Raw genomic sequence first — 15,584 nt, forward strand, 5'->3', positions numbered from 1 at the left:
TTGGCGTATGAACATGCATAAAGCTAGCAAAAGCCTCTCTGGGACACCCAAGACACCGTCAAAAACCCCTCTATTTTAACTTAATTGAGGATTTTCGATAATCTTATAAAAAAGTGCGGAAGTCAGGAGGGGGCCAAATGGCCCCTTTTTTAGTAATACACACGCTTCAGTCGCAAATCAAAATGCAAAACACCATTTTAATTGTCTTTGGCACCGTCGTCGACCCAGCAAGCTATTGTTTGAATTTCCAAATCAGTTAATGAACCCACCTTTGGCATTGTTTTGTTGCCCGTTTTCACCTTTATAGTGGCAGCATTTTCCTGAATAGCTCCAAATGAAGTGAAGTTTGGTATGCCGGCGGTTCCATTATGGCATGTGGCGACGGCGCAATTGGTGGAGATAATTGAAGAAACCTGATCTTTGAAACTCACGCCTGACAACACCAAAACCTCTTTGTCTTCTTCACAACCAATCTCATCCTTAACTGTGACAATGTGAAGTCCGCTTGAAACCCCGGTGAACTCACTTGCGCTGCCGAAGGCACCATCATCCAGCCTGTACTGGAAATTGCCACCATCACCCGTGGCTTCAACGGCAATTGCACCAGTCGACGCCCCACAGGTCGAGGAAGTGGAAGTAGCTTCGATGGTGAGGCCGCCTTCATCAGAGAGACTTGCAGTCACAGTCTTCATGCAGTCATTGGCGTCCCTCACGGTTACTGTGTAGGCACCTGCCTCTAACCCGGTAAAAAGCCCACTGCTTTGAAACGATTGCCCGTCGATAGAAAACTCATAGCTCCCGGCTCCATCAGTTGCCGCTGCTTCTATTTCCCCTATTCCTTGTCCGCAAACATCGTTTGACGACCCTGCAATGGATACGACAAGGTCGCTGACAGTGCAGTCTGGGGTGGCATCTTCGTCGCCTCCCCCGCAAGAGGAAAGAAATACGGCGAGTCCTGTTAATAAAAGTAAATTTCTTCTCATAGTCTTAGTTTATGGTTTTTTTTAAAAAATGATATTTGGCTGTGACCAGGGTTCCTGTGGTGAACAAATGCACATCACCGTAACCAACTCCACCCAGCGGGGCTTTTACAAAAGGCTCTAGCTGCACTGAAAAATGCCTGGTCAGATAGGTCTCGATGCTGAATGAAGCTGAAACCACGCTGAGGGGATGGTTGCTCCAATTTTCGCCGGACCAACCTTTGTAGCGCCCCTCCACGCCGTCCTCGTAGACGTAGCTATAGTTTTCTGACAGCATCCAGTAAGATGACATACCTGCGCTCACCCAAATCCGGGTTCTGCCAATATTAACCACCTGCAAGCTGACAGTTATGGGTACGTCCAGCACACTACACGAAGCGTCTGTGCGAATCGGTTCTATCCCACCGGGCCAGCCCGACCCAAACGGTGGGTTGTAGTCGCCTGCACCGGCGGCATATACCTTGTCGAACTTATACACACCACCGGATAGCTTCCATCGCCTGCCAGGGCTATACTCAGCTAAAAACCCAAACCCCTTACCTATTTCTTTCAAACTAGGGTGAAAGCCGATACTGCTTACATCCGGAGAGGCGGCCAGTCCAACCGCAAACCGGTAAAAACCTTCGTCAGGAATTGCCTCTGGTGGATTGGGCGCATACAGCGGTGCCAGGTTAAGGGCTGCCTTGTAACCGACCAGCGGGGAATGTGCCAATGGCTTGCTGCTCAGGTGGGTGATTACCGCCGGACGCTCTCCATCTTTGAGACCTATTTCTGAAAAATCATTTACGTTTCCCACACCGGGGTGATCTGCTGTTTGCAGTGTTTGGGGCACCACTTTGTTTCCATTTGATACTTGTGACTTGTCGGCATCAAAGATGGCTCCGGCTGGCTCTTTTGCTCTTGTTTGCTGAGAAGAGGATCCTCTTTGCTCCGCCCGGTCTTCACTGGCAATACCCGCTGCCCTCGAAGCCGAAACTTCTCCGTTTCTATCTGACAGCTCCTCTATGCCGGGAAATTTGGCGTCGGTTTCCGTTGGCTGATTCTCGTTTAAAATTTTCGGCTTGCTTACGCTTTCCTCTGTTGCCGGGCTATCCATTTGAAGAGTTGATGCGCCACTATTTTTTGGTTGGATTACTCTTCCGATCTCTCCATTTTTGCTCTCCCGGTTATCAAAATACTCTTTAAGAAACCACCCTGATAAGAAAGCGATGACGGTAAGCACTACTACTGCTGCAACAGCCTTCAGCCCTACAAAAGAACTCCCTCCTCCTCCTGTAGAAATAGCAGATGCGTCGAGCCGGGCCTCCATCAGCAGCCAGTCTTCTTCCCTGAAAGGAAAGTCCTTTTGGCCAAGTCTCTTCTTGAAAAAGTTTTCGATATTTTGCTCCTTATCAGACATTTTCCGATTCAAAGAAGTTTTTCAATTGTTCCTGAAGTCTCTTTCTGGCTTTAGCATAGTTAGATTTTGACGTTCCAACAGATATCCCCAGCTGCCTGGCTATTTCCTCATGCTTGTAGCCCTCAATGGCATATAAGTTAAACACCGTCCGATACGCTGGTGAGAGATTTTTCAATATCCCAAGTATCTCTTCATGCGAAATACCTGATATTACCGTGTCAGCGCTTTCCGCCGACTCCGCTTCTTCGAGGTCCTTCATCTCATTAAATCGAAGATCCTTCCGTGTTCGGTCGATGGCTGCATTGATCATGATCCTCCGCAGCCAGGGAACGAACGGCCTGGAAAGATCGAACTTGCCGATGTACTTAAATATTTTCATAAAGCCGTCATTCATAATTTCCACCGCATCTTCCCTGCTTTCTGCGTAGAGTACACAAATATTCATAGCATAGCTGTAGAATGACTGATAGAGCTCTTTTTGCTGAGCCCTTCTTCCATTCATGCAGCCTTTAATAATTCGCTTCAGCTCGCTATGATCAGAATCTTTCAATGACGGTGGTTGAGGTCTTTATAAACAGTACATGGTAACTAGTTGAAAAGGTTGCCTGCTAAAAAAACTATACTTCTTACAGTCAAAACAACAGAAGCGTTGCCTCACCGGAGGATATCATACAATACCGGGAGAAAAATTGTCACCTCTTCTCTAATTTAATGAGAGTCGACTTTTAGAATGTACGGGTGTTTTACTAATATTGCAATCCCTTTTGGGGAATCGAGGTGTAGCGCAGCCCGGTTAGCGCACCACGTTAGGGACGTGGGGGTCGGAAGTTCGAATCTTCTCACCTCGACAAAAGGCCAGCAGAAATGCTGGCCTTTCTGTTTTATTCAAAGCCAAATTATTGCAGGGACGTGGACGTCGGAAGGCTGGGCGCCCCCGTACGAATCTTCTCACCTCGACAAAAGGCCAGCAGAAATGCTGGCCTTTCTGTTTTATTTAAAAGCCAAATTATTGCAGGGACGTAGACGTCGGAAGGCTGGGCGCCCCCGTACGAATCTTCTCACCTCGACAAAAGGCCAGCCATTGTGCTGGCTTTTTTCATTCAACAGTGGCTATGCACTTTAGCTCAATTGCAATAGGCGTGGGCAAAGCAGTTACTTCCACCGTGGTTCGGCAGGGCTGGTTGTCTTTGAAATATTCTGCGTAAAGGCGGTTGTAGGCAGCAAAGTCGTCTTTCATGTTGGTGAGAAATACAGTCACATCCACCAGGTTTTCCCACTTGCTACCCGATGATTCAAGAATCAGTCTTACATTGTTAAAAACCGAACGGCACTGCACTTCAATGTCGTAGGAGACTATATGTCCGGCCTCGTCTAGTTCGACGCCCGGGATTTCCTTCGTCCCCTTTTTCCTGGGCCCCACCCCAGAGAGAAAAAGTAAGTTTCCTACCTTGCGGGCATGTGGATAAAGCCCTACCGGTTCGGGAGCTCCTTCTGCGTTGAAAGCATTTTTCACGACCTGTTCATCAAATCCTCGATCTCCTCTGCATGGCAGGGCGCACCTGCCAGCAAGTTGATATGGCCCTCTCCGGTGATCACAATATTGTCTTCAATTCTGATTCCAAGCCCTTCTTCACGGATATAAATCCCCGGCTCAACTGTGAAAACCATTCCCGGTTCAAATACCTTGTAAATACTGGCTACGTCGTGTACATCGATACCCAGATGGTGGCTTGTACCATGCATAAAGTATTTCTTATAAGCAGGCCACTCAGGGTTCTGGTTCTTAATATCTGTCTTGTCGAGCAAACCAAGCCCCAAAAGTTCGCCCTCCATAATTTTCCCAACCTCCTTATGGAACTCAGGTATCACGCCACCAGGCGTCAACATATCAATGGCCTCGTTCTTGACACGCAGCACCGCATCATACACCGCCCTTTGCCGTTTAGTAAACTTACCACTTACAGGCACAGTGCGGGTAAGATCAGCATTATAGTTGCCGTATTCAGCGCCAACGTCCATCAACAGCACATCACCGGATTTAAGTTGCTGGTTGTTTTCGATGTAGTGCAACACACATGAATTGGCGCCCCCTCCTATAATAGGGGTATAGGCAAAGCCTCTGGAGCGATGAAGAACAAACTCATATATATACTCCGCCTCCACTTCGTATTCCCACACACCTGGCTTGATCAGCCCCAGCATTTTTCGAAAGGTGTTAGCGGTGATATCACAGGCGTGTTTGATGATTTCGATCTCCTTCTCTGATTTTATGCATCGCAAGTCATATAGTATCGGAGCAAGTCTTTCGTAGTTGTACAAGGGATAGTGCTCCATGCACCATTTTACAAAGCGCTGATTGCTGGTGGTTACTTCTGAAGCTGCCCTTATATGCTCATTCGATTCCAGGTAAATGTTGGTGCTCTCCGCCAGAATGGTGTACAACACTTTATGAAATTCATGCGACCATTTCACCGTTGTGATACCGCTAATCTCACGGCCTTCCTCTTTTGTAAACTTGTGCCCCTCCCAAATCGCTATCTCTTCGCTCGTCTCCCGTAGAAAGAGCACCTCTCTGAGGCTCTCATCCGGGAAATCAGGTGCGAGCAGCACGATGGTATCCTCCTGATCGATTCCGGTAAGATAGAAGAGATCAGCGTTTTGCCTGAAGCCCATGGTGCCGTCGGCATTGGTTGGCATAATATCGTTGGCTCTCACAATAGCCACACTATTGGGCTTCAATCTTTTCTGTAGCTTTTCTCTGTTGTAAGTAAAAAGCTCCTTTCCTGCCGGGCGATATCTCATTCTATTAGTTAGATTTAATTCATCATTGGACAATGTCTGACTCAAAGATAGCACATCGGAAACATTTCAGAAGATGGTACGGGCTGTTAAAAGTCTCGTTCATCGGTCTTTTGCTGCTCGAATTCCTGCCTGTTCGTGCGCAAGACAAGTATTGGTATTTCTTTAGCGAAGATATTTCGAAAACTGAAAGCCGAAAAATACTTGAAAACCACCAACTGGAACCGGTGACCTGGAGCAAGTGGTTTCACGCATGGTCGGCCCATGGAGCTCTTGGTCACGTGGTGGATGGCGTAGACAGCAGCAGAATCGTGACTCCGCTGAAACTGCTGCGAAGTTCATTTGACGAGCCTGCGCTGGGCTTTGCCCTGGAGCAAATTGGTGCCAAAGCGATTATCGAGGATGGACTGACCGGAAAAGGTGTTAAAATTGGCATCATCGATGGCGGCTTTCTGGGGGCTGACGAGAATGCATCTCTGGCATCGATTATTGCAGATGGCAGGCTAAAAGCATTTCGCAACTATCTACAGCCGTCAGATACCATTCCGTTCGGTGGCTCCCGAAGTTTGGATGATCAGCATGGCACTGAGGTGTGGGAGCTGACGGGCGGATACAATGCTCAAAAGCGAATTCAGTTTGGCCTGGCCACGGGTGCTGACTACTACCTGGCCCGCACAGACCACGGAGCCCGGGAGCAGCGGCAGGAAGAAGATTTCCTCATCGCAGCCCTGGAGTGGATGGACAGCCTGGAGGTAAAGCTGGTCAATATTTCGTTGGGCTACAATACCAACTACGACAACCCGGCAGAAAACTACACGCCTGCAATGATGGACGGAAAAACCGCATTGGCTAGCCTTGCCTGCCAAAGGGCAACAGAAGAAGAAGGGATGCTCATTGTGGTGGCAGCGGGAAACGACGGCGACAGCGACTGGAAGGTGGTTGACGTACCGGCAGATGCCCCAGGTGTGCTGTCGGTTGGCTCGACCGATCTAAAGTTCTGGCGAAAAATGCCCTTCAGCTCAACGGGTACTGACTTTACCCAGTTTTTAAAACCCGACATAAGCTGCTTTGCCTCATCCGGCACGTCGTTTTCTGCACCAGTGATCACCGGCCTGGCTGCCTGCTTGTGGGAGAAGTCTCCGGCTCTGACAAATACTGCCCTCAAAGCACTTATTTTACAATCTGGCCACCTCGCCGGGGCTCCAAACAATTATATTGGCTTTGGTGTGCCCAGTTCAAACTGGCTGCTCTCGAAAATTACCCAGGGCCTGACGGAGATGACCGAACCACAGTTCGTCGCTCCAATATCAGCGAATAAGAAGAAGTCAATTAGGCTAGAGAGCGAAGGCAAAAAGAGCATAGTCCTTTATCATAAAAAGGACAGGTTCAACGTGATAAAACAGGAGTTTTTCAGCATCGAGGCAAACAGCCTTCAGGTGAAGCAGTTTGAAAATTCAAAGTTCACCACGGTAGTGGTTGATCACGAACTGGTGATGGAGGTGGAGTGGCTTAAATAGACCGATAAGTGGTAAAAGAGAGCAGGCATAAAAGTATTTACAAAACGAATTTATCGCAGTGAGCACCAAACTTCATCTGGCTGAGGGTGGCCTCTACCAACCAAAACACATTACTAAAAGTGCTCAACCTCCCGAAAGGGCGATATTCTTCTTTCACAAAGGACTTATCACCTATCGCTAAGTTAATCAACGTGCTGAAAGATCTAAAGACCGCTCTCAAACATTATGGATTAAAAATTTCCAGGAAATAATACTACGATGTCTCCCTGTTGTGACCCTGGCTTAGGTAAGAAATTACAGTTCTTTCCAGTTTGGTAGGCTATATTTTTACGACTATAGGCCTCCAATATCAGAGCTGGCTGGTCATAGAAGTTCTTTTTAGGCAGGCGAGACCTTAATTTGAACTCAAATGCCTTTTGTCGAACAGTTAGAACAGTATCAAATCGAAAATTTGGGTCTCATTGATACTATACTTACTCTTCACTCTGCTTCCCTGCATGATCAACAGACAGAACACTTTCGCAAGTTGGTCATGCAGCGGCAAAACCTTCGCTCTATACTAAACTCTATGCATTCCAGATTAACACGGAAGCACACTCTGTTATTGGTTTCAGCCGGATAGTGTAATTGAAAATTGAGTGGTCGAGTTAGGGGTGTTTTTTTGAAACCTAAAAACACCCCAAAAAAACCGTATCTCAGCCTCTTTCTATTCAAAGTAAAGGTTCGTCGGACAGTAATTAATATTGTAATATATAGAATGCGAATGCTTCCATTCTTTTGTTAGTTACACCTGAAAACTGTCCATCGCTCTTCCAAGGTTGATTCCATCCGACAGTAGCGTTATGTGCCTTGTACCACGTTGAAAAAGACGGATTAGTAGACCAAATTTTAAGCCCAATAGTTGCTTTGGACTGCCCCCTGGTGCCAGTAAACTGCCCCCAAGTTGCATTTGCAGACCATGTCAAATCTCCATACCTAAGTGCATAGTAAACAGCTGGTCGAGTTGGAACTAGAGCCGCCGAAGTTGTTAACCACATTCCCTCAAGCTTTTTTGACTGACCGGTATGCCCAACATATTGAGTGGGCTGCTCAACTCCTAAGTACTCAGCCTGGCTGAAGGGCCCAATGTCTCCATAATCCTGTTGATGACAATATCCAAATACATCATTAGGCCCGTATTGCGTATCATTCATTCTCCCATTACTCTCACCTTTTGGTAAATAGGCACTGTTTAGCTGACCAGTTGAAGCGTCATAAAGTTTGAAGACTTGACTGGCTTTTGCCAACTTGCCCTTGCCTATCAAATCAATTTCTATTGATTTAAGTAAATCAACAGGGAGTGCCTTAACAAGTTCACCATTAATATCTCTTATTCTGAATTCTGTGTCTATTTCCTCGATTTCAATTTCAGCAAAATCGTCATCGACATGACAAGATACAAACACCAACCCCATTAATACTAACATTAAATAGTTTTTCATATAGCTGTTCTTTAGTTAAAATTTTACAATTATATATGCAATAAATGGCATATACTATACCTCTTAATAAAAAATTTTTAACTGATAACAACCTTCCAACTATAACTTGAATATAGTTAAGTGCAGATTAAGCACGGGCGAGTTAGCAACCATTTCATCTTCTTGGTCATGTTGTGTAAGATTGCCTTCAAAGTATCGATGCCCTCTTTTTTCGCAGCAAGGAGTTGGAAAAACCAGCTACCTCAACCACATACGCCCTTTTAATCCCTGCTTTAGTACCTTTTCAATAACTACACTCTTTTCTTGCCTACAGCTCCTCTGTCCGGCTTATCTTCCTTCCGGCCGGCCACCAATGAGTATTTCGTCTAATTCACAGGTACCAGTTATTGTGAACTGGACGCTACTGGCCATCACCTTTCTTACCTCGGCCATAATTAATCAAGCTGCGGTTTGCTAAATCCTGTATTTTCTGGCCATCACCCGATGAAGAGCAGCCTTTTGCAGTAGTAGACATCTCAAAAAGAAGTTTGAGCGCTTTTCGCAAGACCAAGCTTTCCCTTATAAAATGAAGCATCAGATGTCGCTGAATTAATATTTCTGTAACCTTTGCAAACCCGACCGTGGTCTTTTTTTCTTCATCTAGAACTTCGAATCGTTAAATGCTACAAACAAAGTCCTCCCAATTTGATAGCGGACAGGATTCTTTGCACTTTTTATCATTTAAAACCTATTTATAAAATCTGCTAAGTTCAGGCCTTTAAATTGCCTCTATTCAAGCTAATTTAGCCAGCATGCTACCCATAATAGTGTTAGCTAAATAGCTAGTGATAGAGTCTTACTAGACGCCAAAACCTAGGAATTGGCTTGATATGGCCAAAAAGGAGGTTAATGTAATGACGAGGGAACGTCCTACAAGAAGGATAAGAAGCTGAAAACTTGAAAAATTAAATCAATTATTGGTCTAGAAAAGGAAATGAAGCGAAGAAAAAAATTCAGTAGTAGTCATCTACCAGCCAGGGTGCAGATCAAAAATTTTTTAAACATTATGTCGCATAATTAATTTGTACATAAACTAGGAGATGATGCTGTCATTGACGGCCCAAGAATTAAATGACAAATTTCCTTCGGTATGAATTGACTGAGTTTTCATTCTAGAAACCCAACTTTCTGGTGCTAGAAATCGATCATAGTATTCAATCACTCCTTTTCGTAATTCATCAATCTTGCTTTCCGAAAAATTAAGAACCTCCCTGATTTTTGTATGCACATTCTCCGTTCCCTCGAAGGTGATACAATTAACGCCTGGAGTAAGTGATGGATGAAAATATTCAGGGTATTCAAGTATTGGAATCACGCCAACCGCCATGGCTTCAATAACATTGTGACACATCGGCATGTGCGCACCCGGACAGGCTAGAAAAAAATCAAAACGACTAAGCCCCGGTAACCACTCCACAAAAGGAATAAAAACCGCCTCGCTCCTTGCAATAGTAAGTGCGTTTGAAAAACCATCACTCGACAATACTTCCTTATCTTTATTAATAATTCTTAGCTCATTCTGCATCAAAGTACTTTCGAGGAAAGATAACAACTCGTATCTCGGCACTTTACCAAAATAAGAGTCCACTCTTCCTGAAGAGTACTGCTTTTTATTCACATTCCCCGCAAAAATAATTCGGCCAACTTTCTCATTTTGTCGAAGATCAATCAATCCCAAATCTATCTCATTCGCATAAATCTGTGGATGCATCATATAAGGAAACGGCAAATAGTTCTCGCCTAATGACTTATTTTTTGATCTAGTTCCGAGGTTAACTATAATAATTGTCTGCTTCGTAAAGGGGAACCACAGCGCATCTCTATCGAAAGGCAGGTTGCTTACAATTCCGAAGTCTTCTGCCAAAAGCAACTCTTTATACTTCGTCAGTCTCGACAGGAACGAAAAGTTGTTGCTCAAGTAAACTTTGAAACCCGCTCTTTTCAGAGCTATGAACAATAAGTAGGCATACCTACCTCTGTCATAATGCCAATACTCACTTTTATAATTGATTACAACCGCCCGCCCATCATGAGATTGTTCATCTATTCCAGTTATTGACCGATTGAGCATCAACGATCGGTATCTTCGATGGCTTTTTACATCTATATTATTGAGTACTCTTTTTATGGTTCGTTCTGCTGACTTGAGGTTCATTGAGTATAGTTAGTTTTGACAAACTAAAGTTTTTGGAAGAGCTGGCTGCGACTGTACTTGTCAATAACCAAGGGTCACGCCATCACAAATCTCCACCAAAGTAAGTGATGTACCTCTCTAGTCCAACTCAATATCTTGAAGCAATTTTTCATTCAATCTTTTTTAAATAAAATGTGCTACTCGGAAAATATTTATACTTTTAAAAAAAGATTACAAACTTCAAATAGCCCAAAGCTTTCCTCACTTCATGGTAATTCTTGGCAAAAAATATGGCCGCCTAGCCAACCGACTATGGATTTTCAGTTATTTTGTATCGAACGCCATAGAGTATAAGTATTCATTGATATACAGAAATTTCGACGAATACATCAAACACTTCCCGAGTTGTAAGGAAAATGACTTTTTAGGCTATCCTATCAAAACTACACTTCACAAACTTAAGCTTGTAGACACCCTTTGGTATTGGTTTATGCAAGCCAAAATTGAGATTTTAGTTCGCATTAAGCCCGAAGGTAAAAAGCACTTTATTTATCACCTGGCCAAGCATGAGTTCCTTGATTTGAACTCTGAAACCTACTTGCAACTGGTAGGAAGAAAACAAGTAATAGTCAGAAACGGTGGTTTTCGCTATCAGGATGATAGAAACCTGAATAAGCATAAGAAGGAAATTCTTAAAATTTTTCAGCCAGAGGATCGATACCTGCAAAATATCGACGCCCTATTTTCTAAGTACAGAAATCACAAAAAAGTCTTGATAGGAGTGCATATGCGCAAATATGACTACAGAACATTCAGAAAGGGAATATTCTTTTATACGGATGATATTTATCTTTCAAACATGGCCTATCTACAGTCCCACTTTGCAAGCAAAGGAAAAGAAGTTCAGTTTTTGGTTTGTTCAGACGAAGCGCTTGATGAAAACTTTTTTCAAGGATATGATGCTTTTTTAGGGGCCGGCAATCTAATTGAAGACCCATACTCCTTTGCTAAATGTGATTATCTAATTGGGCCTCCAAGCACATATACGATGTGGGGTTCATTTTACGGGAATAGCGAACTAGCGTTTATTGAACCGGACACAAAGCTTGTCGACATTGAGAAGTTTCACGTTATGGATGGCATTGGATTTATTTTCAACTACCACTGATAGTTAAAACTAGGGTGAGATTTTTCTGGCTAGTACTTACTGTGGGGATTAGTCTGCTGGTTTCCACCCTTTTTCAGGTTTGTTACTGCGAAAGCGATCTGAAATAAATCTCAACTGCACGACCCTCGAAATCGTAGTTTGCACTTTCCATGCCTTTTTGTGGTGTTCAATATCAATGACAGATTCCAGAGGCAGTGCTTTAGATCCAATCCACATTCCGCCCTCCTTGGTGCGATAGTCTTGCAACAAAAGTTGATGTGGAATATCCCGCATGTACTTGAGGTAAGACTCCCTATTGGCATCGTGAATAACCACAACGCCATCATCTGCGATCATCTCAAACGCCTTTTTGGCGCAGTGTTTTCGGGCTCTTCCGTCAATAAGTATAAAATCATAAGGTTTTCCTTTCTCAGGCGATTCTATATAACTCTTGTATTGATCAAACGTTCCTTCTCCCTTAGCACCAGGAACGTCTGAAGGTACATATCTTATTTCAACATTATCTCCTTTATTCTTTTTTCTAACCACAGCTGCCCACTCCTCAATATGTTCAATACTTGTCCACTTAAAAGACCCTTTTAACAGCCCCGTGAAGTATGAAGTACTATAACCGCAGCCCCATTCGAGGCTATTTTCAGGTCTTCTGTTTTTCAAGATTTCCCACAACACTTCTATTTCTTTTTGCTTCATCCATGGTAGCTCAAGGTCTCTTTTCACCTTTCTGATTAACCTATTACGTGTATGGAGAAGAAATTGTATTAGACCTGATTTCCCAGACCTATACTGTAGTGAATACGAAGGCATAAATTTTTAAGATTACGAAGAATGACCATACTTTCCCATTAAACCATTACATAGCATATTAATAAAAATACTTAAGCTTACAAGACTGTTCCGTGTTCAGTGAGCTTCATCAATACCGGCTTTTGCGTTTAGCGCCGAGTAGCGAGAGAAATAGGTAGGTGTGAGCTTACTTGGATTCGTCTGCCACAGTCTGTAGGAGATGGAAGAGCTTATCAGCCTGAGTGTGAATATTGTAGTCCTGTTCTATGCGCAGACGGGCCTTTCTCCCCATCTCAGCGGCCAAATCTGAATCTTGTGCGAGCCTCAGCATTTGTCTGGCCATTCCCTCAATATCATGCTCTGCCACCAAATAGCCTGTCTCACCTTCAACTACGGCGTCCTTAATTCCTCCATGTAAAGTACTAACTACCGGAAGTCCACACGCCCCTGCTTCAAGAATGCTATTGGGCGTACCTTCCATGTCGCCGTCTCCGGACTGGACAGAATGTTGGACAAATACTGTTGCCCTGTTCATGAAATCGATAATCTCCGCATGAGGCATGCCCCCGGCAAATACTACTGACTCTTGAATGCCTAGTTCATCAATAAGCTGAACACATTTGTCGAATTCTCCTGACTTGTCGCCTACCATTATTAACTGACACTCTGGCATTGACTTAAGCACGATTGTAAAGGCTTTGATCGTGGATTGTGGAGACTTCTTTTCAACAAATCTCCCAACAGTCAGGAATACTGGCCGGTCAGTTTTGGGTTTGTCCGATGGCTTGAAAATGGACAAATCAACGCCATAGGGTATGATGTAAATCTTGTCGGCACTGGCTCCCACCTCTATCAACTTTTTCTTCATCTCGGTAGATACGGCGACAATGGCAGCGGCATACTTGAACAACCGCTGGTAGCCATATGCATACTGCTTGAAAACCTTGCTCTTGGAAGCATCTCTTCCGTGAAAATGAGCGACTAGAGGAATGTTTGCTTGCTTACAAACAGGAACAAAGTGTGAAGCCGTTGTTCCAAAATTGACCAGCACCACCTGAATTTTATTAATCTTCAAAAGCCTTGATATCCCATAATTTCCAAAATAGTTGCTTTGATGCCCGGTAATCCACTTATAAACCTGATGAATGAGCCAAAATGGATATGGCGACAGCAGCTTTCCATCGTCGGAACGCTGCGGAAGTCTGCCCGAATAAATAGGAAATACTTCAGCTCGCTCTGACAGTCCCTTGATCTGATTTCTAATGAATGTCTGGGTTAAGACATTCTTATGGGAGCGAGCGATACAAATTCTCATTTTCTATATTGAAGTGGAGGGTTTCGGTTTACTAGCTATCAATTTAACAGGTTTTGTCAAACATTTTCTCTGACAATCCCAAACTCAGTCCTCTTCTTGCCGGAGTCCCTGGTATTCTTTCGTATGGCTCTGTTTTTCAACACCGACTCCTGGGTTCTATAACCTCTTTTATGGTCAAGGTGAACGACAATCGCACTGTATCTTATTTGAACACCACTTATCCCCATGTTTACAAGCCTTTCCCCAAGCTCCCGATCCTGGCCGCCATACTGCATCCTTTCGTCGAACCCATTGGCTTCCAGAATGATACTCTTCCAGCCAGACGAATTATGACCATTCCAGGTAGGTTTGGTTCTAGTCAACCCGTTTAACAGGTATCGAAAAAGTCCCTTTGCCGATAGCTTCAGCGTTTTGATGCTTCCCTTCAGGCCATGCGCCTTAAGCCAACGTACTTTAAAGCACCTTTGCGTCAAAATATCTTCCTTCGCAATCGTTATGCTCGTTTGCATGGGAAGCAAAAAATACCCCCCGCTCAAAAAATGACCCTGCTTTCTCCTTTTTAAATGGACCTCAACAAAATCTTTTCTGGGAATGCAATCACCATCGGTGAAAATCAAATAGTCGGCTTCAGCCGCCACAATGGCCTTGTTAAGAATCCGTGACTTCTGAAAGCCATCGTCTTCCTGCCAAATATGTTTGACGGGCACTCCCATTTCCGGGCGCAGCCTTTCAATCAACTCTTTGGTTTCCTGCCCCGAGCCATCGTCGGCAATCACTATTTCGAAGTCTTTTGTCGTTTGCACGCTAAAACCCCATAGCACCTTTTCAAGCCAGGCGGGTGAGTTGTATGTACTGAAGATGACCGAAGCCTTCATGCTTTCACTTTTGATGGCAAAATGTAACAAAGGCCTCAAATTTACCAACGTCACATTACTAACTCCTCACATTGCTAGGACTTTCGCCAAAATATTTCTTGAAGGCAGTGGAGAAGTGATTGGCATTCCGATAACCAAGTTTATCCGCTACAAGGCTTATGGTGGTGCTTTTTTGTGAAAGTAATTGCCGTGCAAACTCCATGCGAAGCTCCTGGATATAGCCAAACACAGTCCTTCCGAAGTGAGCTTTGAACCCACTTTTTAGTTTACATTCATTAATTCCAAACTCCTTACCAATCGCTTTCAAGCTTAAATCGTCCTGGAAGTGCAATTGAAGATACTCTCGTATGGCATGCATCAATTCAACATCTTTGGCCGCAGGCTGGTGAAAGTCAGATGTTTCATACTCCCTTTGCCAAACCTCAATTTGCAAAGCCAGCAACTCGAAGACCTTCGACTCAATAAACAAGCGCCTGGCAGCTCCCTTTAGCGAGCAAAACCTGATGGACTGAATAATTGACTTTACTTGCACGGTAAGAGGCAAACTTGTTCTAAAGCCAGGAATCCCATTTTCCTTTAAAATACAATCCGCAAAACGATCATAAAGCGGGTCACCCTCGCCGATCAGCGAAAGTAACTTTTCCGCCTCAATGGTCATATGAAAAATGTTGTATGAGCTGCCGCTATTAAAATAATGAGCCTTGGCTGGATCCGGATCGAAAAAGAAGTTGTAGTACCCTTTCCCAAGGTCATAGCGTTGCCCACAGTGCCTGGAGGCTACGTTTCCTTCAAAATTAAAGCAAAAGCTAAAAGTGCGCCTGGGCTCTTCATAAGAGATTTCCAATGCACTGGAAAATTCAGCTAACAAAAATGAAGTTTGGATTCCTTCGAAAAAATGATTGGTGCAAATGTGGCTGCCAAAATCGGCCTTGAGCTTGAACTCTACATCGAGGCTAGATTGCACTTTGGGCTCAGCCTCAGGGGCAAATGGAAATACATCCGCATAAGCCAATTTCAAAAAATTATTGGATGGCATAAAAAATACTTTTTGCGTAGCAAACCCTCCGTTTTACGTAGCACCATGGCAAAGGTTT

13 protein-coding genes and 1 tRNA gene are annotated in these 15,584 nt (G+C 44.2%); 3 read left to right on the forward strand and 11 right to left on the reverse strand.

Translation table 11 applies throughout. The features are described 5' to 3' along the window. Positions 1-197: 197 nt before the first annotated feature. Genes GC130_RS23665 through GC130_RS23675 form a run of 3 tightly spaced genes read right to left on the reverse strand, consistent with a single transcriptional unit; the run spans position 198 to position 2,929 of the window. On the reverse strand, positions 198-983 hold the full coding sequence (locus GC130_RS23665; protein WP_152000847.1) for a hypothetical protein: 786 nt from the start codon (positions 981-983) through the stop codon (positions 198-200). 4 nt (positions 984-987) lie between these two features. Continuing rightward, the gene (locus tag GC130_RS23670; protein WP_152000848.1) at positions 988-2,379 is read right to left on the reverse strand and encodes a hypothetical protein; all 1,392 of its coding nucleotides are present in this window, start codon (positions 2,377-2,379) and stop codon (positions 988-990) included. Further along, positions 2,372-2,929, reverse strand: a complete 558-nt coding sequence (locus tag GC130_RS23675) for an RNA polymerase sigma factor (RefSeq protein ID WP_226940593.1) — start codon at positions 2,927-2,929, stop codon at positions 2,372-2,374. The genes GC130_RS23670 and GC130_RS23675 overlap by 8 nt, the downstream gene beginning before the upstream one ends. A gap of 223 nt (positions 2,930-3,152) precedes the next feature. On the opposite strand from GC130_RS23675, the gene GC130_RS23680 reads away from it, so the two are divergent. Further along, positions 3,153-3,227: transfer RNA gene (locus GC130_RS23680), tRNA-Pro, on the forward strand. A gap of 248 nt (positions 3,228-3,475) precedes the next feature. Here GC130_RS23680 and GC130_RS23685 read toward each other — a convergent pair. Both GC130_RS23685 and GC130_RS23690 read right to left on the reverse strand, forming a co-directional pair. Then, positions 3,476-3,892: a RidA family protein gene (locus tag GC130_RS23685; RefSeq protein WP_152000849.1), complete on the reverse strand. Its 417-nt coding sequence runs from the start codon at positions 3,890-3,892 to the stop codon at positions 3,476-3,478. Next, positions 3,889-5,181, reverse strand: coding sequence for an aminopeptidase P family protein (locus GC130_RS23690; protein ID WP_152000850.1), 1,293 nt, complete (start codon positions 5,179-5,181; stop codon positions 3,889-3,891). Before GC130_RS23690 ends, GC130_RS23685 begins: the two co-directional genes overlap by 4 nt. A gap of 32 nt (positions 5,182-5,213) precedes the next feature. On the opposite strand from GC130_RS23690, the gene GC130_RS23695 reads away from it, so the two are divergent. Then, a complete protein-coding gene (locus GC130_RS23695; protein WP_152000851.1) occupies positions 5,214-6,695 on the forward strand; it encodes a S8 family serine peptidase in 1,482 nt (493 codons plus the stop codon). Between the two features lie 737 nt (positions 6,696-7,432). Here the strand turns inward: GC130_RS23695 and GC130_RS23700 are convergent. Further along, positions 7,433-8,176: a hypothetical protein gene (locus GC130_RS23700; protein WP_152000852.1), complete on the reverse strand. Its 744-nt coding sequence runs from the start codon at positions 8,174-8,176 to the stop codon at positions 7,433-7,435. A 1,072-nt stretch (positions 8,177-9,248) separates the two neighbouring features. Beyond that, entirely contained in the window at positions 9,249-10,370 is a 1,122-nt protein-coding gene (locus GC130_RS23705) for a hypothetical protein (protein ID WP_152000853.1), read from the reverse strand. 247 nt (positions 10,371-10,617) lie between these two features. Here GC130_RS23705 and GC130_RS23710 point away from each other — a divergent pair, with 247 nt between their 5' ends. Continuing rightward, positions 10,618-11,517: a hypothetical protein gene (locus GC130_RS23710; protein WP_152000854.1), complete on the forward strand. Its 900-nt coding sequence runs from the start codon at positions 10,618-10,620 to the stop codon at positions 11,515-11,517. 48 nt (positions 11,518-11,565) lie between these two features. Here GC130_RS23710 and GC130_RS23715 read toward each other — a convergent pair whose 3' ends face one another. From GC130_RS23715 to GC130_RS23730, 4 genes are all read right to left on the reverse strand, one after another. Then, complete coding sequence (locus tag GC130_RS23715; RefSeq protein WP_193217976.1) at positions 11,566-12,207, reverse strand: class I SAM-dependent methyltransferase; 642 nt, start codon at positions 12,205-12,207, stop codon at positions 11,566-11,568. Between the two features lie 280 nt (positions 12,208-12,487). After that, positions 12,488-13,615 (reverse strand): glycosyltransferase, encoded by a 1,128-nt coding sequence (locus tag GC130_RS23720; protein WP_152000856.1) that lies wholly within the window; start codon positions 13,613-13,615, stop codon positions 12,488-12,490. Between the two features lie 56 nt (positions 13,616-13,671). Further along, positions 13,672-14,490 carry a glycosyltransferase family 2 protein gene (locus GC130_RS23725; RefSeq protein WP_152000857.1) on the reverse strand — a complete coding sequence of 273 codons (819 nt, stop codon included), beginning with the start codon at positions 14,488-14,490 and terminating at the stop codon, positions 13,672-13,674. Positions 14,491-14,548: 58 nt separating this feature from the next. Next, positions 14,549-15,526, reverse strand: coding sequence for an AraC family transcriptional regulator (locus tag GC130_RS23730; RefSeq protein ID WP_152000858.1), 978 nt, complete (start codon positions 15,524-15,526; stop codon positions 14,549-14,551). Positions 15,527-15,584 lie beyond the last annotated feature (58 nt).

Origin of the sequence: Imperialibacter sp. EC-SDR9, assembly GCF_902498805.1 — a bacterium.
GTDB lineage: Bacteria > Bacteroidota > Bacteroidia > Cytophagales > Cyclobacteriaceae > Imperialibacter.

What these genes read in the sequence shown, in the direction of transcription:
- GC130_RS23730 (WP_152000858.1), bottom strand. Translation starts at nt 15,526, where the DNA reads ATGCCATCCAATAATTTTTTGAAATTGGCTTATGCGGATGTATTTCCA.
- GC130_RS23695 (WP_152000851.1), top strand. Translation starts at nt 5,214, where the DNA reads ATGTCTGACTCAAAGATAGCACATCGGAAACATTTCAGAAGATGGTAC.
- GC130_RS23710 (WP_152000854.1), top strand. Translation starts at nt 10,618, where the DNA reads ATGGTAATTCTTGGCAAAAAATATGGCCGCCTAGCCAACCGACTATGG.
- GC130_RS23670 (WP_152000848.1), bottom strand. Translation starts at nt 2,379, where the DNA reads ATGTCTGATAAGGAGCAAAATATCGAAAACTTTTTCAAGAAGAGACTT.
- GC130_RS23720 (WP_152000856.1), bottom strand. Translation starts at nt 13,615, where the DNA reads ATGAGAATTTGTATCGCTCGCTCCCATAAGAATGTCTTAACCCAGACA.
- GC130_RS23725 (WP_152000857.1), bottom strand. Translation starts at nt 14,490, where the DNA reads ATGAAGGCTTCGGTCATCTTCAGTACATACAACTCACCCGCCTGGCTT.
- GC130_RS23690 (WP_152000850.1), bottom strand. Translation starts at nt 5,181, where the DNA reads ATGAGATATCGCCCGGCAGGAAAGGAGCTTTTTACTTACAACAGAGAA.
- GC130_RS23665 (WP_152000847.1), bottom strand. Translation starts at nt 983, where the DNA reads ATGAGAAGAAATTTACTTTTATTAACAGGACTCGCCGTATTTCTTTCC.
- GC130_RS23715 (WP_193217976.1), bottom strand. Translation starts at nt 12,207, where the DNA reads ATGAAGCAAAAAGAAATAGAAGTGTTGTGGGAAATCTTGAAAAACAGA.
- GC130_RS23700 (WP_152000852.1), bottom strand. Translation starts at nt 8,176, where the DNA reads ATGAAAAACTATTTAATGTTAGTATTAATGGGGTTGGTGTTTGTATCT.
- GC130_RS23705 (WP_152000853.1), bottom strand. Translation starts at nt 10,370, where the DNA reads ATGAACCTCAAGTCAGCAGAACGAACCATAAAAAGAGTACTCAATAAT.